14 protein-coding genes are annotated in these 22,090 nt (G+C 69.1%); 2 read left to right on the top strand and 12 right to left on the bottom strand.

Annotated elements, in window-relative coordinates:
- Window positions 1-84: 84 nt before the first annotated feature.
- The 8 genes from ABN611_RS28545 to ABN611_RS28510 all read right to left on the bottom strand — a co-directional run bounded on the left by ABN611_RS28545 (window position 85) and on the right by ABN611_RS28510 (window position 13,917).
- Complete coding sequence (locus ABN611_RS28545; protein ID WP_350275329.1) at window positions 85-1,086, bottom strand: sugar phosphate isomerase/epimerase family protein; 1,002 nt, start codon at window positions 1,084-1,086, stop codon at window positions 85-87.
- Between the two features lie 172 nt (window positions 1,087-1,258).
- The gene (locus ABN611_RS28540; RefSeq protein ID WP_350275328.1) at window positions 1,259-6,640 is read right to left on the bottom strand and encodes a ThuA domain-containing protein; all 5,382 of its coding nucleotides are present in this window, start codon (window positions 6,638-6,640) and stop codon (window positions 1,259-1,261) included.
- 89 nt (window positions 6,641-6,729) lie between these two features.
- Window positions 6,730-7,890: a xylose isomerase gene (xylA, locus tag ABN611_RS28535; protein ID WP_350275327.1), complete on the bottom strand. Its 1,161-nt coding sequence runs from the start codon at window positions 7,888-7,890 to the stop codon at window positions 6,730-6,732.
- Window positions 7,887-9,050: a Gfo/Idh/MocA family oxidoreductase gene (locus ABN611_RS28530; RefSeq protein ID WP_350275326.1), complete on the bottom strand. Its 1,164-nt coding sequence runs from the start codon at window positions 9,048-9,050 to the stop codon at window positions 7,887-7,889. The genes xylA and ABN611_RS28530 overlap by 4 nt, the downstream gene beginning before the upstream one ends.
- A gap of 10 nt (window positions 9,051-9,060) precedes the next feature.
- The gene (locus ABN611_RS28525) at window positions 9,061-10,104 is read right to left on the bottom strand and encodes a substrate-binding domain-containing protein (RefSeq protein WP_350275325.1); all 1,044 of its coding nucleotides are present in this window, start codon (window positions 10,102-10,104) and stop codon (window positions 9,061-9,063) included.
- 13 nt (window positions 10,105-10,117) lie between these two features.
- The gene (locus tag ABN611_RS28520) at window positions 10,118-11,149 is read right to left on the bottom strand and encodes an ABC transporter permease (RefSeq protein WP_350275324.1); all 1,032 of its coding nucleotides are present in this window, start codon (window positions 11,147-11,149) and stop codon (window positions 10,118-10,120) included.
- A 15-nt stretch (window positions 11,150-11,164) separates the two neighbouring features.
- A complete protein-coding gene (locus ABN611_RS28515) occupies window positions 11,165-12,667 on the bottom strand; it encodes a sugar ABC transporter ATP-binding protein (RefSeq protein ID WP_350275323.1) in 1,503 nt (500 codons plus the stop codon).
- Window positions 12,664-13,917, bottom strand: a complete 1,254-nt coding sequence (locus ABN611_RS28510; protein WP_350275322.1) for an ROK family transcriptional regulator — start codon at window positions 13,915-13,917, stop codon at window positions 12,664-12,666. Before ABN611_RS28510 ends, ABN611_RS28515 begins: the two co-directional genes overlap by 4 nt.
- 162 nt (window positions 13,918-14,079) lie before the next feature.
- On the opposite strand from ABN611_RS28510, the gene ABN611_RS28505 reads away from it, so the two are divergent.
- A complete protein-coding gene (locus tag ABN611_RS28505) occupies window positions 14,080-15,579 on the top strand; it encodes a lectin (RefSeq protein ID WP_350275321.1) in 1,500 nt (499 codons plus the stop codon).
- Here the strand turns inward: ABN611_RS28505 and ABN611_RS28500 are convergent.
- A complete protein-coding gene (locus tag ABN611_RS28500) occupies window positions 15,576-16,286 on the bottom strand; it encodes a hypothetical protein (RefSeq protein WP_350275320.1) in 711 nt (236 codons plus the stop codon). The two genes, ABN611_RS28505 and ABN611_RS28500, sit on opposite strands and share 4 nt — an antisense overlap.
- 362 nt (window positions 16,287-16,648) lie before the next feature.
- On the opposite strand from ABN611_RS28500, the gene ABN611_RS28495 reads away from it, so the two are divergent.
- Window positions 16,649-19,516, top strand: coding sequence for a S8 family serine peptidase (locus ABN611_RS28495; protein WP_350275319.1), 2,868 nt, complete (start codon window positions 16,649-16,651; stop codon window positions 19,514-19,516).
- A gap of 17 nt (window positions 19,517-19,533) precedes the next feature.
- On the opposite strand, the gene ABN611_RS28490 is transcribed toward ABN611_RS28495, so the two are convergent.
- From ABN611_RS28490 to ABN611_RS28480, 3 genes are all read right to left on the bottom strand, one after another.
- The gene (locus ABN611_RS28490) at window positions 19,534-20,904 is read right to left on the bottom strand and encodes an amidohydrolase (protein WP_350275318.1); all 1,371 of its coding nucleotides are present in this window, start codon (window positions 20,902-20,904) and stop codon (window positions 19,534-19,536) included.
- 152 nt (window positions 20,905-21,056) lie between these two features.
- Window positions 21,057-21,614, bottom strand: coding sequence for a dihydrofolate reductase family protein (locus ABN611_RS28485; RefSeq protein ID WP_350275317.1), 558 nt, complete (start codon window positions 21,612-21,614; stop codon window positions 21,057-21,059).
- Between the two features lie 120 nt (window positions 21,615-21,734).
- Window positions 21,735-22,073, bottom strand: coding sequence for a YciI family protein (locus tag ABN611_RS28480; protein WP_350281699.1), 339 nt, complete (start codon window positions 22,071-22,073; stop codon window positions 21,735-21,737).
- Window positions 22,074-22,090 lie beyond the last annotated feature (17 nt).

Genomic DNA, 22,090 nt, shown 5'->3' with positions numbered 1-22,090 from the left:
TCAGAGCGTAGCGCTGCTACCGTGGCGCGCCCCGCCGGCCGGCACCTCGTTCGTCGGTGCCAGCCGGCGGGATGAGCTCGCCGGTCAGGACGAGAACGCGGCGTCGAAGGAGGCAGTGGGTGGGTCGAACGCCAGCGAGCGGACGAACTGGAGGGCCTCGGCGGCGCCGACCAGGCGGTCCATGCCGGCGTCCTCCCACTCGACCGAGATCGGGCCGTCGTACCCGATCGAGTTCAGCATCCGGAAGCACGCCTCCCACGGGACGTCGCCGTGCCCGGTCGAGACGAAGTCCCAGCCGCGGCGCGGATCGCCCCAGGCCAGGTGCGAGCCCATCCGGCCGTTGCGGCCGTTGCCGACCTGGCGTTTCGCGTCCTTGCAGTCGACGTGGTAGATCCGGTCCTTGAAGTCCCACAGGAACCCGACCGGGTCGAGGTCCTGCCAGACGAAGTGCGACGGGTCCCAGTTCAGCCCGAACGCCTCGCGGTGCCCGATCGCCTCCAGCGTCGCGGTCGTCGACCAGTAGTCGTACGCGATCTCCGACGGGTGCACCTCGTGAGCGAACTTCACCCCGACCTCGTCGAACACGTCGAGGATCGGGTTCCACCGGTCCGCGAAGTCGCGGTAGCCGGCCTCGAGCATCGCCGGCGGCACCGGCGGGAACATCGCGACCGTCTTCCAGATCGACGACCCGGTGAACCCGACCACCACTTCCACCCCGAGCGCCCGGGCCGCCCGCGCGGTCGTCTTCATCTCCTCGGCCGCCCGCTGCCGGACGCCCTCCGGATCGCCGTCGCCCCAGATGTGCGCGGGCAGGATCGCCTGGTGCCGCTGGTCGATCGGGTCGTCGCAGACCGCCTGCCCGAGCAGGTGGTTGGAGATCGTCCACACCTTCAGGTTGTACTTCTCCAGGATGTCCAGCCGGTCCCGGACGTACGCCGGGTCGTCGGCCGCGCGCCGTACGTCGAGATGGTCGCCCCAGCAGGCGATCTCCAGCCCGTCGTACCCCCACGACGACGCCAGCCGGGCCACCTCCTCGAACGGCAGGTCGGCCCACTGCCCGGTGAACAACGTGATCGGTCGAGCCATCGTCTCTCTCCTTGTGTTGTGGAAACTTCAGGGGTGTCCCCGGCGGCGTCCGGAGCGCTGGGGCCGCCGCCGGGGACGGTCACCGTGGGCCTCGCCGTACCGTCGCCCGTCCGGGGCCGAACCGGCCGGGGCGGCGGCAGGTGTACGGCGGCGAGTGCCCACGGCGACGTCATCAGCCGAGCCGCGCCTTCAGGTCCTGCCCGACGGCGGTCAGCAAGGTCCGCGCCGGTACGTCGGCCACCGTCCGCGCGGTCGCCAGGTACAGGTTGAGCGCGACCGTCGCCGCCACCGTCTGCTGCCGGCTCGCCGCCCGTTCAGCAGTCTTCAGGTGCGCCTTCAGCACGGTGGCCGTTGCCAGCGGCACCTTTCCGGCCGCCCGGTACCGGTCGACCAGTTTCACTGCTTCGGCGTACGACGCGACCACCGTGAACGGCACTGTGGTCACCGAGGTGTTGCCCGCGACGTCGGTCGCCGTAGCAGTCAACGTATGCGCCCCGAGCCCGAGCAGGACGCCGTCCAAGACGGCACCGTCCGGCATCGGCTTGCCGTCGACAGCGAGTGTGACCTGGTCAGGTCCGGACAGGGCGTCCGCCACCGCCGCCTTCACCTGCACAGTGGACGCGACACCCAACGACCCACCGGGAGCAAGCCCACTGATCGTTGCCGTGGGCGCCGTCCGGTCGATCTTCACCGTGACGGACGAAGGCTCCGACACGTTGCCCGCGGTGTCGCTCCCCCGGACCGCCAACGTGTGGGTGCCGTCGGCACTCAGGACCACGGGTGCGGTGTATTCGGACCAGTTGCCGTCACCGAGCTTCTGCTCCAGGTACACCTGACCCGGCTGATTGTCCGTACCCATTGCGGTCGCCGTCACCGGCCCCGTCCACCAACCTGCTTGCCCGGACGGGGTCGACGGATTCAGCCCGACGGTGACAGTAGGAGCCGTCGTGTCGGTCACCCGCCGGAAGTAGTCGAACTTCGCGGTCTTCGACGCGGTCTGGTCGACTCCGAACGCGTACACACCGAACTTCGCCGAGCTGAGCGCCGTGTTCGTCACCGGCGCGAGCGCGGTCCAGGTCAGTCCGTCCGAGCTGTACGACCCGGTGAAGGTCGCGTCCGACTTCGACAGCCGGAGGTACCACACACCGTGCGTCGGTGACGGGGCGTTCGGTTGCGGGGACTGGACCACGTTGGCCTGCTCGCTGCGCAGCTCGATCCCGCGGGTGACCGCGCTGCCTGCCGCGTTCGTGGTCAGGTAGTCGAGCTTCACGTAGTTCGCGTCGTCGGCGTACACCATCAGGCCCGCCTGCTGGTACGCCTCGTTGAACGACGACGCGTCCACCTTCGTCTCGATCGTCCAGTCCCCGTCCGGCGCCGGCTGCAGCATCAGGTTCCGCGGGTTGGTCGCAGTACCGCCGTAGATGTCGCCCTTGCTGGTGTCGATCTCCAGCCCGCCGTCGCGCACCCGGTACGCGGCCGGATCGGGCCGTACGACGTCCGTCCAGCGGCAGGCGTCGAGCGTCGTACCGGCGAACTCGTCGTCCGGTGCCGGCTGCTCGACCGTGTCGTCCGGCGTGATCGAGAAGTAGTCGAACGCCGCCGTGATCGGCAGCGCCTCGGTGCGGTTGGTCAGCCCGAAGAGGCCGATCCGCGGGTTCGTGATCCCGGCGAGCTGCTTCGTCTCCGGCATCTCGGTGAACGTCGCGCCGTCGGGGCTGTAGGCCGCCTTCAGGTTCGCGCCGTCGGAGGTGAACCGCACCCAGACGGTGTCCGGGTAGGCGGCGCCGAGGTTGGCCGTGTTGGAGGCGGCGACCTCGTTCGGTGCGCCGTTCTCCTCGCGGATGAACTGGAAGATCCGGTCGGCCGCCGACGGGGCGCCGGTGGACCGGCCCTGGAGCACCATCTTGGCGTAGTTGTCGTCGTCGCCGTACACGATCAGCCCGGCCTGCTGGTAGGCGAGCCGCGCCGGCAACGTCACCTTCGCCGTCGCCGACCAGGCGCCCGCGGGGAGCGGCTGGAGGACGAGGTTCGGCGTGTTGGTGTTGCCGGTGCCGTAGATGTCGGTCGCCGTCAGGGGGATCGACAACGCGCCGTTCCCGACCGACAGCTCTTGGTTGCCTCGGACAACTGCCGACCAGCGGGCGGTGTCGAGGGCGGTGCCGTCGAAGCCGTCCGAGCGGCCGGTCAGACAGGTTGGCGCCGAGGGTGAGTCGACCGTCACGTCGACCTTCGCTGTTCCTGCTGCCCCTCGCGAATCGGTGACCGTCGCCGTCACGGTGTGTTTGCCCGGAACCGTGAAGGTGTGGGTCGCGTTCGGTCCGGTGGCCGTCCCGCCGTCGCCGAAGGTCCAGGCGTAGGTGAGTGGCAGGTCGCCCTCGGCGTCGGTCGCGGCGGCGGTGAAGTCGACTGTCAGCGGCGCCTTGCCCTGGGTCGCCGATGCCGTGACCGTCACGGACGGGCGTTGGTTCTCCGTCACGCCCTTGCCGATGAACTTGACCCAGTTGACGTTCAGCTGGCCGGTCGTCTTCACGAAGTACAGCGGCCCGCTGGTCAGGGCCGCGCCGCTGACCGTGCCGGTGAAGTCGCCGTACGTCTGCCAGCCACCCGTCGGCGATACCTGGATCGTCGCGACCACCGGCCCGGCGGTCGGCGAGCCCTGCCGGACCTGCACCGTCGCGCCGGCGTCGGGCGAGGCCGCGCGCAGCTGGAGCTGGTCGATGTTCGTCAAGTTCGTCGGCTTCCAGCCCCACCAGTCGCCGTCCTCGATCCAGCCGATGTTCTTGCCGCCGCCGGCGGTGTCACCGGTGTCCTCGACCTGGACGCCGGGCGCGGAGCCGGGCCCGCCGGTCTCGTCGAAGTACTCGGCCTCGCGCGTCTTCGGCTGCAGCTGGATCACCTTCTGCGTGGTGATCCGGCCGGTCCCCGGCGCACCCTTGTCGGTGTACGTCACGGTGACGGTGCCGAAGATGTTCGCACCGACATGTCCCTGGTCGCCGGGCAGCGGGAACGTCCCCTCGCACCCTTGGTACAGCTCATAACCGTGCGAGTGCTCGTCGTGCCCGAGGGCCGGCTGCGTCACCACGTCGTTGCAGTCGACGGTGCCGTCCTCGGGGTCGGTGACCGTCACCTTGTAGCGGATCGTGTCGCCGAAGTCGAAGAACCCGCCGTCGACGGGCGCCTCGACGGTGATCGTCGGCGCGGTGTTCCCGGCGGTGATCGTCCGGTTCGACACGGCCGTCCGGCCGTCCGGATCGCTCACGGTCAACCGCGCCGTGAACACGCCGGCGGTGGTGTAGGTGTACGACGGTTTCGCCTCGGTGCTGTCCGTCGTACCGTTGCCGTCGAAGTCCCACGCGAGCATCACCGGTTGCCCGTCCGGATCCCGCGACCCGGTCGAGTCGAACGCGACCGTCAGCGGCACCGGGCCGGACGTCTTGTCGGTCGTGACCTGCGCGATCGGCGCCCGGTTACCTTGCACGTAGTCGATCCGGTAGATGCCGGAGTCCGCGTTGTTCCCGCCGAACCCGCTCCCCCACTCGATCACGTACAGCGCGCCGTCCGGGCCGAACTGCAGCGCGTGCGGGCGGGTGAAGTTCAGCTTCTGCAGCATCCGCGACACGTCGGCGACGCCGGTCCGCTCGTCGTTCAGCTGCACGGAGAACAGCCGGCTGTCGTTCCAGTCGGCCCACACCGCCTTGCCGTCGAAGTACTGCGGCCACTTCCGGTCCGACGGGTTCGCCGCGTCGAACCGGTACGCGCCGCTCGTCATCGGCGCGCCGCTGCCGCCGATCTCCGGTACGCCGGTCGTGGACTTGCCCTGCCACATGGCTGCCGGGATCGCGGCCGGCAGCTGCGTCAGCCCGGTGTTGTTCGGCGACTCGTTGACGGGCGCGGCGCAGTTGAAGACGGCGCCCGAGGTGCCGGTGGCGAAGTTGTGGTCGTTGTACGGCGTGTTCGCGCCGACGCAGTACGGCCAGCCGTAGAAGCCCGGCTGGGACAGGATGTTCCACTCCACGCGGCCGTCCGGCCCGCGGGTCGGCGACACCGCGCCGGCGTCCGGGCCGTAGTCGGCGACCAGGAGGTGGTTCGTGGTCGGGTCGATGCCGATCCGGAACGGGTTCCGGAAACCCATCGCGAAGATTTCCGGCCGGGTCTTCGCCGTTCCCGCCGGGAACAGGTTGCCGGCCGGAATCGTGTAGCTGCCGTCGGGCTCCGGGTGGATGCGCAGCACCTTGCCGTTCAGGTTGTTGCTGTTCGCCGAGCTGCGCTGCGCGTCCCACGCGGCCCGCCCGGACCGTTCGTCGATCGGCGAGTAGCCGTCGGAGTCGAACGGGTTGCTGTTATCGCCGGTGGCAATGAAGAGGTTCCCGTTGCCGTCGAACTCGAGCGCGCCGCCCGCGTGGCAGCACTGGTCACGTTGCGTGTCGATCCGCAGCACCTGCTTCTCGCTCGCGACGTCAAGGGTGTCACCAGTCACCTTGAATCGCGAGACCCGGTCGAACGGTTCCGTGCTCACCGGCGAGTAGTACAGGTAGAGGAAACCGTTTTCGGAAAACGCCGGATCCAGGGCGATCCCGAGCAGCCCGAACTCCTGGCCGGTGTAGACGTCGAGCGTCCCGGCAGTGACGACCGAGCCGTCCGGCTTGACGATCTTCACCGCGCCGTTCCGGTCGATGTAGAAGACCCGGCCGTCCTGAGCCACGGCCAGTTCCATCGGGTTCGACGTGTCGTCGTCCAGCGTCACCTTCTGGTAGCTGTCGCTGAGCGACGCGCCGCAGTCCGCCGGCTGCACACCGGCCGCGGTCCGGATGCCGCCGAGCAGCACCTTGCGGAACGCCGGATCGGCGTACGACTCGATCGTGTGGCCCATGCCCGTGTACCAGGCGCGGCCGCCGTCGTAGTCCTGGCACCACGTGATCGGGTGCTCCGGGCCCATGTTCCCGCCGGTGTACGTCGACTCGTCGAGCGACGCCAGCACGTGCACGGTGCCGCGCGGGTTGGTCCGGTAGTTGTACCACTCGTCGGTGCGCTGCCAGCGCGTCGGAACCTCGGCCGTCGACGGGTGCGCGTGGTCCTCCACCTTCACCGTCGCGGTCGGCGTACCGGGCGGGTGACTGTCGAAGTAGCTGCCGACGAGCTGCCCGTACCAGGGCCAGTCGTACTCCGTGTCCGAGGCGGCGTGGATCCCGGCGTACCCGCCGCCGGCCCGGATGTACCGCTCGAACGCGGCCTGCTGTTCGGCGTTCAGCACGTCACCAGTCGTGGAAAGCCAAATGACGACCTCGTACTTCGCCAGCTCGGTGTCGTTGAACATCGCGGCGTCCTCGGTCGCGGTGACCGTGAAGCCGCTCTCGCCGGCCAGGTCCTTGACCGCCTGGATGCCGGCCGGGATCGAGTCGTGCCGGAAACCGGCGGTCTTGCTGAAGATCAGGGCGTTGAAGGTCTCGTCGCCGTGGCCCGGGTGGGCCCGGGCCGGCAACGGGGTCAGCAACGCCGCGAACAGGGCGAGCACGAGAACACAGATCAAGGTGCCGTGCCTGCGTAGCTGGATCATGCGGAGCTCCTCATGGACGGACAAGGTTTGCGCGCTCCATCAACTACAAATCCCGTGCTCTGCCCTGCGCGGGAGTACTACCGGCTACATCAACGGACGCCGAGCAGGTGCTCCATCGCCAGCTGGTCCAGCCGTTCGAACCCGAGACCGCGCTCGGCCAGCGCGTCCCGGTCGTACGTCGCGTTGCGAAGATCGGCCAGCGACTCACCCTCGGCCAGGGTGGGTTCGGACATCTCCGCGACACGTGCGGCGGCCAGTGCCTCCGCGACCTCGGGGTCGGCGCGGAACGCCCGCACCTTCTCCCGCAGGATCAGGTAGTTGCGCATACAGGCCCGCGCGGTCTCCCAGACGCCTTCCTCGTCCTCGGTGCGCGGCGGCTTGTAGTCGAAGTGGATGTGGCCGTCGTACGCCGGGTAGCTCCCGGAGCCCTGCAGGACGTCGACGGTCCAGAACGCCCCGCGCAGGTTCCCGGCGCCGAACCGCAGGTCCTGGTCGAACCGCGGACCGTGCTGCCCGTTGAGGTCGATGTGGTACAGCTTCCCGTGCCACAGCGCCTGCGCGATGCCGTGCGCGTAGTTCAGCCCGGCCATCTCCTCGTGCCCGACCTCGGGGTTGATCCCGACCAGGTCGGGGTCGGCGAGATCGTTGATGAAGGCGATCGCGTGCCCGATCGACGGCAGCAGGATGTCGCCGCGCGGCTCGTTCGGCTTCGGCTCGAGCGCGAACCGGATGTCGTAGCCCTGCTCGCGGACGTACGCGCACAGGATGTCCAGCGACTCCTTGTACCGGTCGAGGGCCGCCCGCACGTCCTTCGCGCCGCCGGACTCGGCGCCCTCCCGGCCGCCCCACAGCACGTACGTCGTCGCGCCCAGCTCGGCGGCCAGGTCGACGTTCCGCAGCACCTTGGCCAGCGCGTACCGCCGTACCTGGCGGTCGTTGGCCGTCAGGCCGCCGTCCTTGAAGACCGGGTGCGCGAACAGGTTCGTGGTCATCATCTCGACGCGCAGGCCGGTGTCGGCCAGCGCCTTCGTGAACCGCTCCAGCACCTGGTCGCGGGTCGAGTCGTCCGGGACGACGTCGTCGTCGTGGAACGTGACCGCGGCGGCGCCGAGCTCGGCGAGCTTCTCGACAGCGTGCACCGGGTCCATCGCCGGGCGTACCGCCGTACCGAAGACGTCGACGCCTTCCCAGCCGACGGTCCAGAGACCGAACGAGAACTTGTCGTCCTTCGTCGGGGTGTAGTCGTTCATTCAGGAATCTCCTGCCATTGTCGGGATGCCGCACTGGCCTCGACCGCGGCCAGCACCCGCTGGACCCGCAGCCCGTCGGCGAACGACGGTTCCGGATCGGCGTCTTCGGCGATCGCGGTGACCAGGTCGACGACCTGATGGGTGAACCCGTGCTCGTAGCCGAGCAGGTGACCCGGCGGCCACCACGCGGCGACGTACGGGTGCACGGGTTCGGTGGCGAGGACGCGCCGGAAGCCGGCCGTCCTCGAGTCCTCGGTGGCGTCGTAGAAGTGCAGGAGATTCATGTCCTCGAAGTCGAACGCCAGACTGCCGAGGCTTCCGTTGATCTCGATGCGGATGCCGTTCTTCCGGCCGGTCGCGAACCGGGTCGCCTCGAAGACGCCCAGCGCGCCGGAGCGGAACGTGGCGAGGAAGACGGCCGCGTCGTCGACCGTCACCGGCCCGCGCTCGGTCCCCGCCGTACCGGCCAGACCCGAGTGCTCCGCGGCGACCGGGCGCTCCTTCACGAACGTCTCGAGCCGGGCGCTGACCTCGCCGATCGTGTCGCCGGTGATGTACTGCGTCAGGTCGATGATGTGTGCGCCGATGTCGCCGAGGGCGCCGGATCCGGCCTTCTCCTTGTCGAGCCGCCATGACAGCGGCGCCTCCGGATCGGCGATCCAGTCCTGCAGGTACTGCGCCCGGACGTGCCGGATGGTGCCGAGCTTGCCTTCGGCGACCAGCTGGCGCGCCAGCGCGATCGCCGGCACCCGGCGGTAGGTGAACCCGACCATCGACCTGATCCCCCTGGCCTTCGCCGCCTCCGCCGCGGCGGTCATCGCCTCGGCCTCCTCGACGGTGTTGGCCAGCGGCTTCTCGCACAGCACGTGCTTGCCGGCCTCCAGGGCTGCGATCGCGATCTCGGCGTGGCTGTCCCCCGGCGTGCACACGTCGACCAGCTGGACGTCGTCGCGGCCGAGCAGCTTGCGCCAGTCGGTCTCGGTGTCCTTCCAGCCGAGTTTCGTGGCGGCCGCCTGGACGGCCTCGGCGTTGCGGCCGCACAGTACGTTCATCGCCGGGTCCAGCGGCAGGTCGAAGAAGCGCGGCGCGCTCCGCCAGGCCTGCGAATGGGCCGCTCCCATGAACGCGTAGCCGATCAGGCCGATGCCCAGGTTCGTCATAGCTCTCCTCTTAGCTCTCGAATGCTGTGGGCAGGTACTGGTCCACGTTGTCCTTGGTGACCACCGGCGCGTACAGCTGCACCGTGCGCGGCACCTCGACCTCCACCAGGTCGCCGAGGGCCTTCTTCTGCACCAGCAGCCGAGCCAGCCGGACGCCGTCGGCGCCCTGCGTGGACGGGTAGATGACGGTGGCCTTGAGCAACGAGTTGCCGGACTTGATGTCCCGCATCACGTTCGCCGAGCCGGCGCCGCCGACCACGAAGAACTCCTTGCGGCCGGAGTTCTTGATCGCGGCCATCACGCCGACGCCCTGGTCGTCGTCGTGGTTCCAGATCGCGTCGATCTTCGGCGCGGCCTGGAGCAGGTTCGCGGCGGCCTTCTCGCCGGACTCCACGGTGAACTCGGCGGCCACCCGGTTGCTGACCTTCAGGCCGCAGTCGGCGAGCGCCTCCTTGAATCCCCGGCTGCGGTCCTGAGTCAACGGCAGCGAGTCGATCCCGGCGATCTCCGCGACCACCGCGTCCTTCTTGTCCTTCAGCTGCTGGCAGACGTACGTGCCGGCCGACACGCCCATGCCGTGGTTGTCGCCGAGGATCGTGGTCCGGGCGGCGAACGGGCTGTCGAACTCGCGGTCGACGTTCACCACCGTGATCCCGGCCTCCATCGCCTTCGTCGCGACCGGGGTGAGCGCGGCCCCGTCGAACGGCAGCAGGACGATCGCGTCGACCTTCTGGTTGATGAACGTCTCGACCTGGCTGATCTGCAGGTTCACGTCGTTGGTGCCCTCGGCGACGATCAGCTCGACGTCGGAGTACTTCTTCGCCTCGGCCTGGGTGGCCTTGGTGATCGCACCCATCCAGCCGTGGTCGGCGGCGGGGGCCGAGAACCCGATCTTGACCTTCTGGCCGGGTTCGTCGTTCTTGACCGCGGCCGGGCCGGCCGGCGCGCTGCCGGACTTCTCCTCCTCGGCCTTCGGGGTGTTGCTCGTGCAGGCGGCGAGTGCGACCACACTCAGCCCCGCGAGCACGAGGGTTCGGGCGGAACGTCGGGACATCGTTGTCCTCCTTCTAGGAGCCGGTACCGCGGCGCGCCAGCCGTTGCTGGAGGAGGACGGCGATCACGATGATCGCGCCCTTCGCCACCGACTGGGCCGAGATGCTCAGGTTGTTGAGCGTGAAGACGTTGTTCAACGTCGTGAAGATCAGTACGCCGAACACGGTGCCGACGATCGTGCCGCGGCCACCGGACAGCAGCGTGCCGCCGATCACCACCGCCGCGATCGCGTCGAGTTCGTACAACTGACCGTGGGTGGAGCTCCCCGTGGTCGTCCGCGCCATCAGCATCACCGCGGCGATCCCGCAGCAGAGTCCGGCCAGGACGTACAGCGCCACCGTGTGACGCTGGACCTTGATACCCGCCAGGCGGGCGGCCTCGGCGTTCCCGCCGACGGCGAAGGTACGGCGGCCGAAGGTGGTCCGGTTCAGCACCACCCAGCCGGCCGCGGCGACCAGCACGAAGATCCAGACCAGCACCGGGACGCCGATCAGCGAGCCGCCGAAGAAGTCGACGAACGAGTTCACCGAGATGATCTGGGTCTTCCGGTCGGACAGGATCTCGGCCAGGCCGCGGGCCGCCGCCAGCATCGCGAGCGTCGCGATGAACGGCACGACCTTGCCGTAGGCAACCAGCAGGCCGTTGACCAGGCCGCACGCCGCGCCCACCAGGAGCGCCGTGCTGACCATGAAGATCCAGTGGTAGTCGGTGGCCAGTTGCTGGGTCGCCAGCGTGGTCGCCCACACCGACGCCAGCGCGACCATCGCGCCGACGCTCAGGTCGATCCCGCCGCCGGTGATCACGAACGTCATCCCGACGCTGACCACCCCGATGACCGCCGCGAGCCGCAGGATCGTCAGTACGTTCGCACCGGTCACGAACGTGTCCCCCGCGGTGATCGCGCCGACGACGCAGAGCAGCACCAGCGCGACCACGAGCCCGAGGTTGCGGCCGAAGCCGGTGTGCAGCAGGTCGGTGGAGCGTTGGGCGGCGGGCGGCGTCACTGTTTCCTGTGTCGACGATGTCGTGCCATCCTCAATCGTCATTGGTGGCCTCACTCATCACACGGCACTTCCTTCCATCACCAGGTCGAGGACCTGGTGCTCGTCGATGTCTTGCGCGGGCCCCGTGTGGACGGCACGCCCCTCCCGCAGTACGACGACCCGGTCGGACAGACCGAGCACTTCCTCGACCTCGCTGGAGACCAGCACGATCGCCACCCCGTTGGACGCCAGCTGCCTGATCAGCGCGTAGATCTCCGAGCGCGCACCGACGTCGACACCGCGCGTCGGCTCGTCCAGCAGCAGCACGCGGCACTCCCGCAGCAGCCATCGGGCGAGCACGACCTTCTGCTGGTTGCCGCCGGACAAGTTGCGCACCGGGTGGTCCACACCCGGCGGACGCACGTCCAGCGCCTGGGCCAGCTTCCTCGCGGCCTCCCGCTCGGCGTGGTTGTTCAGGAACCCCGTGCTCGCGAACCGCCCCAGCGTCGACACGGTGATGTTCTTGAACACCGCCTCGTCGAGCAGCAGCGCCTGGCTCTTGCGTTCCTCCGGCGCGAGCCCGACCCCGGCCTTCACCGCGGCCTGTACCCGGCCGGGACGCAGTACCGCACCGTCGACACGCACGGACCCGGTCGCGGCACGCCGCGCGCCGTACACGGTCTCGAGTACTTCGGAACGCCCCGAGCCGACCAGCCCCGCGAAGCCGAGGATCTCGCCGGCCCTGACCTCGAACCCGATGTCGGCGAACTCGCCGGGGCGGCTCAGGCCGGTGACCTCGAGCACGACCGGCGCGGTCGACGGGATCTCGGTGCGCGGCGGGAAGACGTACTCGATCGAGCGGCCGGTCATCAGCTGGATGAGTTCCTTGGTCGGCGTCTCGCGCGCGTCCAGGCCGGTCGCGACGGTGGCGCCGTCCTTGAGCACGGTGACCCGGTCGCCGATCTCGCGGATCTCCTCGAGCCGGTGCGAGATGTAGATCACCGCGACGCCGCGCTCGGTCAGTCCGCGGATCACCCGGAACAGGTTGCCGACCTCCTCCGGGTCGAGCACCGCGGACGGCTCGTCCATCACGATCAGCCGGGCGTCCCGGGACAGCGCGCGGGCCATGCTGACGATCTGCTGGCCGGCGGCCGGCAGCGAGCCGACCGTGCGGTGCACCGGGATCTCGGCGTGGCCGAGGCCCTGCAGGATCGCGCGCGCCCTGGTGTTCGCCTCGTGGATCCGGCTGAAGCCGTAGCGGGCCGGCTCGTGGCCGAGAAAGATGTTCTCGGCAACGGTCAGCTCCGGGACCAGGTCGAGCTCCTGGTAGATCGCGGCGATACCGCGCTGGATCGCCGCGGTCGGGGTGTTCAGCTGGACCGGCTCGTCGTTGATCCGGATCATGCCCGCGTCCGGCTGGTGCGCGCCGGTCAGCACCCGGATCAGCGTCGACTTGCCGGCGCCGTTCTGCCCGAGCAGGCAGTGCACCTCACCGGCCCGGACGTCGAGGTCCACCCCGTCGAGCGCCCGCACACCCGGGAACTCCTTGACGATCCCGAGCATGTTCAGCAGATCGGTCATGGTGTCGCCCCGATCCGGGTCGGGTCGACGAAGACCTGGTCGAGCGAGATCTGCGCGCCGCCCCGGACGGCCGCCGCGAAGCCGAGCTCCGAGCGCACCACCCGGCAGCCGCCGCCGTCCGGGGCGATCACGCGCTCGCGGATCGCCTTCTCCAGTGGTTCTTCCAGCCACGGCCCGAGGACGGCGAAGTAGCCGCCGAGCACGAGCACGTCGGGGTTCAGGATGTTCACCAGGATCGCTCCCCCTATTCCCAGCCAGGTGCCGACGTTCTTCAGCGCGGACAGCGTCCGCTCGTCCCCCGCTTCGGCGCGCCGGGTGATCCCGGCCAGCCGTTGCTCCACGTCCAGCGACGGGTCCCGCACCGGGTCGTCGCGATCGGTTGCCTTGTGCAACAGTGCGGTCAGTCCGACAACCGTCTCCCAACAGCCGGTCCGCCCGCAGCCGCAGGTCCGCCCGGGCGGCGCGACCGGCATGTGCCCGACCTCGCCGCTGTACCCGGCGCCGCCGCGCAGCAGGTGCCCGCCGGTGACCACGCCGCCGCCGACACCGACCGCGCCGGTCAGCAGCACCAGGTCGTGGACCGACTCGTCCCGCAGTTCGGCGTACGCCGCCAGCGCCGCCAGGTTCGCCTCGTTGTCGACGTGCAAGGGGTACGACGGTTCGCCCAGGCGGCGGCGCATCTCCTGGGCCACCGACAGCTCGCCCCAGCCGAGGTTCGGCGCGAGCTTCAGGTCGCCGGTCGCGCCCTCGACGAGACCCGGAACCGCGAGGGTGACGCCGGCCGGCTGGCCGTGCCGCCCGGTGACAGCGGCGACTGCTTCTTGGACGAGGTCTGCGAACCGGTCGAGCGTCTCCGTCGGATCGAGGTGCGCGACGTCGACCGGGACGCGCTTCTCCAGGACGACGTCGCCGGCCAGGTCGAGCGCGGCGACAGCGAGGTAGTCGACGTTGATCTCGGCGCCGACACCGCAGACACCGGTGCCGTCGAGCTCGACGAGCTGCCCGGGGCGGCCGAGGGCGCGGCTGGAGTCGGCGGAGCCCTCGCGGAGCAGGCCGCGTTCGACGAGTTCGGCGACCAGGCTGCTCACGGTCGCCTTGTTCAGCCCGGTCTCCTCGGCGATCCGGGCGCGCGAGCGGGGGCCGAGGTCGCGGACGTGCCGTAGTACCACCGAGAGGTTGTTGCGCCGCAGCGAGACGTGATCGGCGGCAACACCCCGGCTTCCCGGTCGGCGGCCATCGGTCAACGTCATCGTGACACCCCCTCCCAGACTTTGTCTGTTGAGCCAACAAACTAAGTTCACGCGGGTCGGCCGTCAAGACCTCGCAACAGTCAAGTTCTTGCAGGACTTTGTCGGCGTTTTGTACGCTCGCGGAGCTTTCTCCTGCCCCGCCCCCTTTTCAGGAGCTCGCCCATGAAGATCTCTCGTCGTACCCTCCTCGCCGGCACCGCCGCGGCCGCGCTGGCCGGCAAGTCCTCGTTCGCCGTCGCGGCCAGCCCGCCGGGTGACGTCGTCGGCAAGGTCACCGTCGGCTATCAAGGCTGGTTCGCTTGTTCCGGAGACGGCGCACCCATCAACGGCTGGTGGCACTGGAGCCACAACTGGAGTCAGCCGCCCTCGCCGACGAACACGGCGATCGTCAGCTGGCCGGACGTCCGCGACTTCACTTCGACGTACGCGACGGCGTACCCGAATCTCGGCAACGGGCAGACGGCTCAGGTCTTCTCGTCGTACGACCAGCAGACGGTGAACACGCACTTCCGGTGGATGCAGCAGTACGGCTGCGACACGGCCGCGCTGCAGCGCTTCAACCCGACGGGCGGCGAAGGACCGACCCGGGACGCGATGGCCGCGAAGGTGCGGCAGGCCGCGGAACAGTACGGCCGGAAGTTCTACATCATGTACGACGCGACCGGCTGGACGTCGATGCAGTCGGAGATGAAGGCGGACTGGGTCGGGAAGATGCGGGCGTACACGGCGTCACCGGCGTACGCGCGGCAGAACGGGAAACCCGTCGTCTGCATCTGGGGGTTCGGGTTCAACGAACCGAACAAGACTTGGCCCGCGGACGTCTGCCTGGACGTCGTGAACTGGTTCAAGGATCAGGGCTGCTACGTGATCGGCGGTGTGCCGACGCACTGGCGGGTCGGGAACGAGGACTCGCGGCCCGGGTATCTGGGTGTGTACCACGCGTTCGACATGTTGTCGCCGTGGATGGTCGGGCGGATCAGCGACCTCGCGGGCGCGGACCATTACTACAACAACGTGAACCAGCAGGACCAGGCGGACTGCACCGCGCACGGCATCGACTACCAGCCGTGCGTGATTCCCGGCGATCTGCAGTCCGGCCACCGGCGGCACGGTGAGCTGATGTGGCGCCAGTTCTACAACCTGACCCGCGTGGGGGTGCAGGGCCTCTACATCTCGATGTTCGACGAGTTCAACGAAGGCAACCAGATCGCCAAGACGGCCGAGACCGCCGCGTGGGTTCCAGCCGGCTCCGGCATCCGCGCACTCGACGAGGACGGTACGGCGTGCTCCGCCGACTACTACCTCCGCCTCACCAACGACGGCGGCCGCATGTTCAAGCGCCAGACACCGCTGACCCCAACCCGCCCGACGATCCCGATGCCCGCACCAGCCGCTGGCGTGGTGTTCTACGAGCACGTCGACTACGGCGGCGCGGCGGGGGCTGCGCTGGCCAAGGGCAGCTACACGCGAGCACAACTGCAGGCCGCCGGAGTGCCGGACAACTGGGCGTCGTCCGTGCGGGTCCCGGCCGGGTGGACGGTGACGGTCTACGCCGAGGACAACTTCGGCGGCCAGTCATGGGTGCGTACGGCGGACACGCCGAACTTCGTCGCGCTCTCGCCGAACGCGAACGACCAGCTGACGTCGTGCCGGATCGCCTAGAACAGTTCCATGCTGTCGGCGGTGGCGGTGATGACGGGGTTGTCGAAGTAGAGGCGGCAGGCGATGGCGTGGCCGGAGCAGGTGAGGAGGGACGGGCCGGCGGCGTCCACGACGCGGTAGGCGACCGGGTGCTCGCAGCGTTCGACGTCGCCGACGTTCTCGCGGCCGCAGCCGAGGACGTGGCAGGTGATGGTCTCGCCGATGTTCATCAGCGTCAGGCCGTGCTCGGGACAGACGCCCCAGCCGACACCGCACGTCTGGCCCTCGTTCGCGGCCAGCCGGACCAGCTTGCCGGCGGTGACCTCGAGCCTGCTCGCCAGGTCGCGGAACGTGGTCGCGGCCTGGTCGAGGTCGCGCCGGAAGCGCCGCAGCTCGACCGAGTCCGGCATGTTCTGGGTCGCGGCGTGCAAGTCCTCCGCGAGCGTCATCGCGGCCACCGCGATCTCGTCGACCCGGACCGGGGTGTTGAACTGGCGCAACGTCGTACCGCTCGACTCCCGCGGCCGGTCCCGGACCTCGGACAGCCACTCGGGCGGCGCGGCCTCCCGCGGCTGGTCCGGGTGGATCTCACCGATCCGCTGACCCGACTGCCACTCGCCAGGTGGGTCGAGGTGAGTACTTGGTTGCGGAGAGTGACCATTGGTCCCGTTCGCCGCCGCGGTCCCGTTCGCCGGGATCCGGCTTTCCTGCGCTGTCCGCCCGTTCATACAGCCTCACTCGTCCCAGTCCCCTGTCATGCCTCGGTGGCCGATCGTGTCATGTCTGCGGTACCCACGACCAGAGGAAAAATGATGGTGTCACCCACCGCTCCCCCGCCCATGCGGACAGCAACGAACACCCCCGGGCACCAGCAGGTTTCCCCACCGGAGGGCCACCGAATCACACCGTGCGAGTTACCCAACGTAGTTTTGACATTTGCGAACGGACAGTCGTCAGACCGTCGCTGTCAGGTGTTCCCAGAGGAATTCCCGCTTGGGTTGCAGCTTGTGGCAGTCATTCTGGTCTGCACAGGCATTCGGGGCTCTGCGATACTCCGCTGGTCTACTGCTTTGACCCAGTGGGGGGTCCCGTGTCATTCCGCCCTGCTCAGTTGCTCCGGCTGGCCCTGCCCGCGGCGCTGGTCGCGGGTTCGTTGATCGTGCTGACCGGCTCGTCCGGTACGGCGGCCCAGCCCAAGCCGTACCACCCGAAGTTCAACGGGCATCGCTCCGCCGCCGCGGAGTACGAGCCGAACGCGGTGCTGGTGAAGTTCAAGCCGAAGGCGACCTCCTCGGCGCGTAGGTCCGCGGTCACCAGGGCTGGTGCTTCGGTGGCGGACACGGCGGGCGCGAACGTCGTGAAGCTCGAGGGCGACGTGCCGGCGCCGGAGCTGCTGAAGAAGGTGAAGGCGGATCCGGCGGTCGAGCTGGCCTCGCTGAACTACAAGCGCCACCTCTCGGCGACCCCGAACGACGAGTACTACGCGAGCGATCAGCGGGCGTCGTACTCGACCGTCCGCCTGCCCGAGGCGTGGGACGTGTCGAAGTCGACGGGCAGCCAGCTCGTCGCGGTACTCGACACCGGCGTCGACGCCGGGCATCCGGACCTCGTCGGCCATCTGGTGCCGGGGTACAACGCGGTGTCCAGCACGCGGCCGAACCCGGTCGACGACAACGGGCACGGCACCATGACGCTCGGCCTGATCGCGGCGGGCGCGAACAACGGCGTCGGTGTCGCCGGCGTCGGGTGGAACGTCAAGGCGATGCCGGTCAAGGTCCTCGACGCCAACGGCGGCGGGTACGACGCGGACATTGCCGAGGGCATCGACTGGGCCGTGGCCCACGGCGCCAAGGTGATCAACATGTCGCTCGGTGGACCCGGCGACAACGTGGTCCTGCACGACGCGGTCAAGCGCGCGTACGCGAAGGGCGTCGTCATCGTGGTTGCTGCGGGCAACGACGGGAGCGACGTCGTGCAGTACCCCGCCGCGTACCCGGAGGCGATCGCGGTCGCCGCGACGAATCCGGGCGGCGCCTTGACCAGTTTCAGCTCGTACGGCGACTGGGTGGACGTCGCCGCACCCGGCTGGAACCTGCTGAGCACGGGTCCGCGCGCGCTGACGCCGCCGGAGTACGTGCCGTACTGGTACTGCACTGGTACCTCCTGCTCGGCGCCCGTCGTCACCGGGATCGCGGCGCTGGTGAAGAACAAGTGGCCGACGCTCACGCCCGCGCAGGTGGCGCAGCGGCTCAAGGTGCTGGCGCGCGACGCCGGGCCGCGCGGCATCGACCCGTACTTCGGCTACGGCATCGTGGACGCGTACGCCGCGCTCGGCGGCCGGTGGGCGGCCGACTTCGCGACGAACGCACCCGACGGCAACGACGAGCCGTCGCGGGCGCTGCTGCTGAAGACGGGCTACGCGGTGACGAAGATCAGTACCGAGGGCGAGGTCGACTGGTACCGGTACGAGGCCACGACGGCAGACAAGCTCCGGGTGATCGCGCAGGGGTCGGAGTTCCACTGCAGCTACGCGTCGAACTTCGCGCCGCGGGTGGACGTGTACGACAGCAACCTCCGGTCCCTGGGGCATGCGGTGAAGCCGTACCCGACCACGCCGATCGACCCGGAGACGGGCTGCCACGAGCCCGAGTTCCTCGCCGCGACTCTCGACGTCCCGATGACCGGACCGGTGCTCTATGTTGCCGTGCGCAACGACAACGGGTCGCGGGACACCCGGGACTACACGCTGTCCATTCAGCCGACGAGCTCGCTCGTGATGGCGACTCCTGGGTCGGACTATCCGGTGCGGGACGTGCAGCCTGCCGGGTCGTCGTCGACGGCCGCCGTGACGGTGCATCCGTCGGTGACCTTTGCGCGGGATGTCGACGACGTGTCGGCGTCGACAGTGCGGCTGGTCAACGGGAAGACCGGATCGACGGTCGGGGCGACGGTTGCGTACGACGCGGCGAGCCGGAAGGCGGTGATTTCGCCGACGGTGCCACTGCTCGACGGTACGCCGTACCGGATCGTGGTGAACGGTGTGCGGGAGGCCGGCGGTGCGGCGTTGGCGCCGTACAGCAGTGTGTTCTCGACGGCTGACGTGGCGCCGCGGGCGGTGTCGCTCGATGCGTCCGGGCTGTATCTGGCGGCGAACCTGGCGTGGAAGCTGCCGCCGATGAGCGACCTCGACCAGGTGATCGTCCGGCGGAACGTGGGCAGCAGGGCGCCGACGCTCAGCACGGGGACGTTGGTGTACGCGGGCACCGGGACGGCGGTGAAGAACACCGGGCTGGCGCAGGGTACGACGTACACGTATGCCGCTTGGGTGAAGGACCGGAGCGGGAAGCTCAGTCCGGTGGCGACGACGCAGTTGCTGGGGATGCGGTCCGGGATCGCGGTGACGTCGACGTTGGTGAGCTACGGCGGGTCGATCACGGTGCGCGGGAGCACGTTGCGGATCGACGGGAAGGCGTACGCCGGGTTGCCGGTGAACGTCTACGTGCGGCCTAAGACGTCGTCGCGGTTCTCGTTGCTGGCGGCGTTGAAGACGTCGTCGACCGGGACGGTGTCGGTGGCGCACAAGCCGCTGGTCTCGTCGGTGTACATGCTGACGTTCCCGGGGAACGCGGACCTGATGGGGACGCGGACGGTCGACGTCACGGTGCAGGTCCGACCGACGATCTCCGCGGCGCTGTCGCCGTCGTCGATCCGGCTGGGTGGGACGACGGCGTTGAGTGGGTACGTCGCTCCGGCGCATGCGGGGAAGCTGGTGTATCTGCAGCAGTACGGGAACAAGGTGTGGCGGTCGATCGCGTCGGTGAAACTGTCGACGTCGGGCAAGTACGCGTTCGGCATCCGGCCGGCGGTGCGCGGTCAGATCGCCTACCGGGCGTGGTTCCCGGGCGACGCGGACCACGCGCCGGCGTACTCACCCCATCGAATCGTCACCATCAGCTGAGAGGGGCGTAGTGCAGGTCAGGGGGCGTAGTGCTGGACTGCGCCTCCTGCGGAGAGGTCTACGAGCGTGTGGGCCAGGGATTGGGCTTCGGCCAGGACTTCCGGTAGGTCCATCGTGGTGAGTTGACGGTTGCGTACGACGACCTGGCCGGCGACGAGGACTGTGACGACGTCGGAGGCGCGGACGGAGTACACGAGGGCGGCGCGGGGGTCGTGGAGCGGCTGGTTGTGGGGTGCGGAGAGGTCGAGGAGCGCGATATCGGCCTGGTGCCCGGGCTCGAGTGCACCGACGCGGCCCTTCAGACCGGCTGCCGCGGCACTCCCCCGGGTCGCGTGGCGGAGGGTGTCGGAGAGCGTCATCCACTCGGCGTCGTTCTCGCGCTGCTTCTGGGTGAGGGCGACCATGCGGATCGCTTCCCACACGTCCAGGGTGTTGTGCACCGCGGCACCGTCGGTGCCGATTCCGACGTCGACGCCGGCGGATCGTAGGCCCTTGATCGGGGTGACTTCGCCCATCGCGAGCTTGAGGTACACCTTCGGGCAGCTCGCCACCATGGTGCGATCGGCGTACCGCTCGAGGATCGGGAGATCGGCGGGGCGGATCCCGCAGCCGTGCGCGATGAGGGCGCCGGCGTCGAGTACGCCGGTCCGCTCGAGCACCTGGATCGGCGTGACACCGTGCTTGTCGAGCGAGGCCTGCGTCTGGTCGGCGGTCTCGGCGGCGTGCAGATGGATCCGCAGCCCCTCGGCGCGCGCGAGGTCCGCCGTACGGCGAAGGTCGTCGTCGGTCACCGTGTACGTCGCATGCGGCCCGAGGCTCGCGGTGATCCGCGGGTGCAGCCTTGTCAGCTGACGGGTCGTGTCGACGGCGGCGTCGATCGCCTCCTGTCCCGCGGACGAGAAGAACGTCGGCGCGATATCCGCCCGAATCCCGGCCTCGACCGCCACTGCGGCGATCTGCTCCGGATGAAAGTAGTGATCCACGAACGTGGTCACTCCCGCCAGCAACATCTCCGCACAAGCCAACCGAGCCCCCACCCGAACCCGCTCGGCCGTCAGATTCACCTCCATCGGCCAAATCCGCCGATTGAACCAGTCCTCAATCCCCAGATCCTCCGCCGCACCGCGCATCATCACCATCGGACTATGCGTATGCGAATTCACCAACCCCGGAACCGCCAACAACCCGGTCCCATCAATCACCTCCCCCACCTCATCGTCCCCCGCCACAGCAGCCCCCGCCGGCGACGCGACGGACGCCGGTGTCGTCGGTTCGATCGCGACGATTCGGTCGTCCTGGACGTAGATGTCCTGCGCTTCATCCACCCGGCACTCCCCCTGCTCGGGCACCACCAGCACGGAGACGTTGCGGATCACCAGGCGCGACATTCATCCTCCACAGGCAGGAGCAGCCAACCGACGTACTGCAGTCTCACCGATCGCCGGTCCACCTTTCCTGCGTCAAGAACTTGGCAGGTTTCTTGGCGAGATGGTGGAGCTGGAGGGCTTCTTCATCGGTTGGGGTGTGCTGTCGATGCGTCTCAGGACGCGCGTGCATCCGGACGCGTGTAGGTCAGCGCGAGGTTGCCTCGGGGGAATGATTTCACGTCGACCAGCTTCAGCTTCGTGAACTCGGTGAACAGCGGGCTGCCGCCACCGTGGGCGACCGGGCTGATCAACAGGTGGTACTCGTCGACAAGGTCGGCACGCACGAGCGCCTGCGCGAGGCGGACGCCGCCGTGCGCGAGGATCGGGCCGCCGTCCTGCGCCTTGAGCCTCGCGACCTCCGTGGCGAGGTCTCCGGAGCAGACCGTCGTCGTCTCCCAGGGGGTATCGATCGGCCTACGGGAGAAGACGACCTTCGGGATCCTGTTCATCGCGTCGGCCTCAGGGCCGTCCTGGTAGGGCCAGTGCCCGGCCATGTCCTGGTACGTCTTGGCACCCATCGCGTGCACGCCCGCGTTGCCGAGTACGCCGGCCATGTGCGCGACGAACTCCTCGTCCTCGTCGTACTCCAGGATGAAGTCTTCGGGCACGCCCGGCGGAGGCGCGCCGTAGCCGTCGAGGGACAAGCTGTTGCGGAGAATGAGGGGACGCATGAGTAACTCCTCGGGAGGTCCGGACGAGGTGTCGACCTCATCCGCGCTGACGTAGGTGTCGTCGCTACTTTGTCGGGCTTGCGTGACGTCATGCCGGCTTGGACGAACTGCCGACGACGTTCACTGGTTTTGGAACGGCCGCACCTCGACCCGCCGGTTGCAGGCCTTCGAGCCCTCAGCGGCAAGCTTGAGCGCCATATCGAGGTCGGGGGCCTCGATGATCCACAGCCCGCCGAGGTACTCCTTGGATTCCAGGAAGGGACCGTCGGTGAACACCGCCTCCCCACCCCGGTTGTCGATGACGGTGGCGGCGCCGGGCGCCGCAAGGCCACCGGCGAAGACCCAGTGTCCCTCCGCCTTGAGCCGGTCGTTGAACGCCTCCGCCGCTGAGGACGACGATCGCTCGGCGGGGTCGGCGGAGCTGGACTCATCGTCGATCACGGAAACCAGGTACTGCATCTTCATCTCCTTCAACC

The sequence above is a fragment of the Kribbella sp. HUAS MG21 genome (genome assembly GCF_040254265.1).
In the GTDB taxonomy this organism is placed as follows: Bacteria; Actinomycetota; Actinomycetes; order Propionibacteriales; family Kribbellaceae; genus Kribbella.
This window is presented reverse-complemented; position numbering and strand designations above follow the sequence as displayed.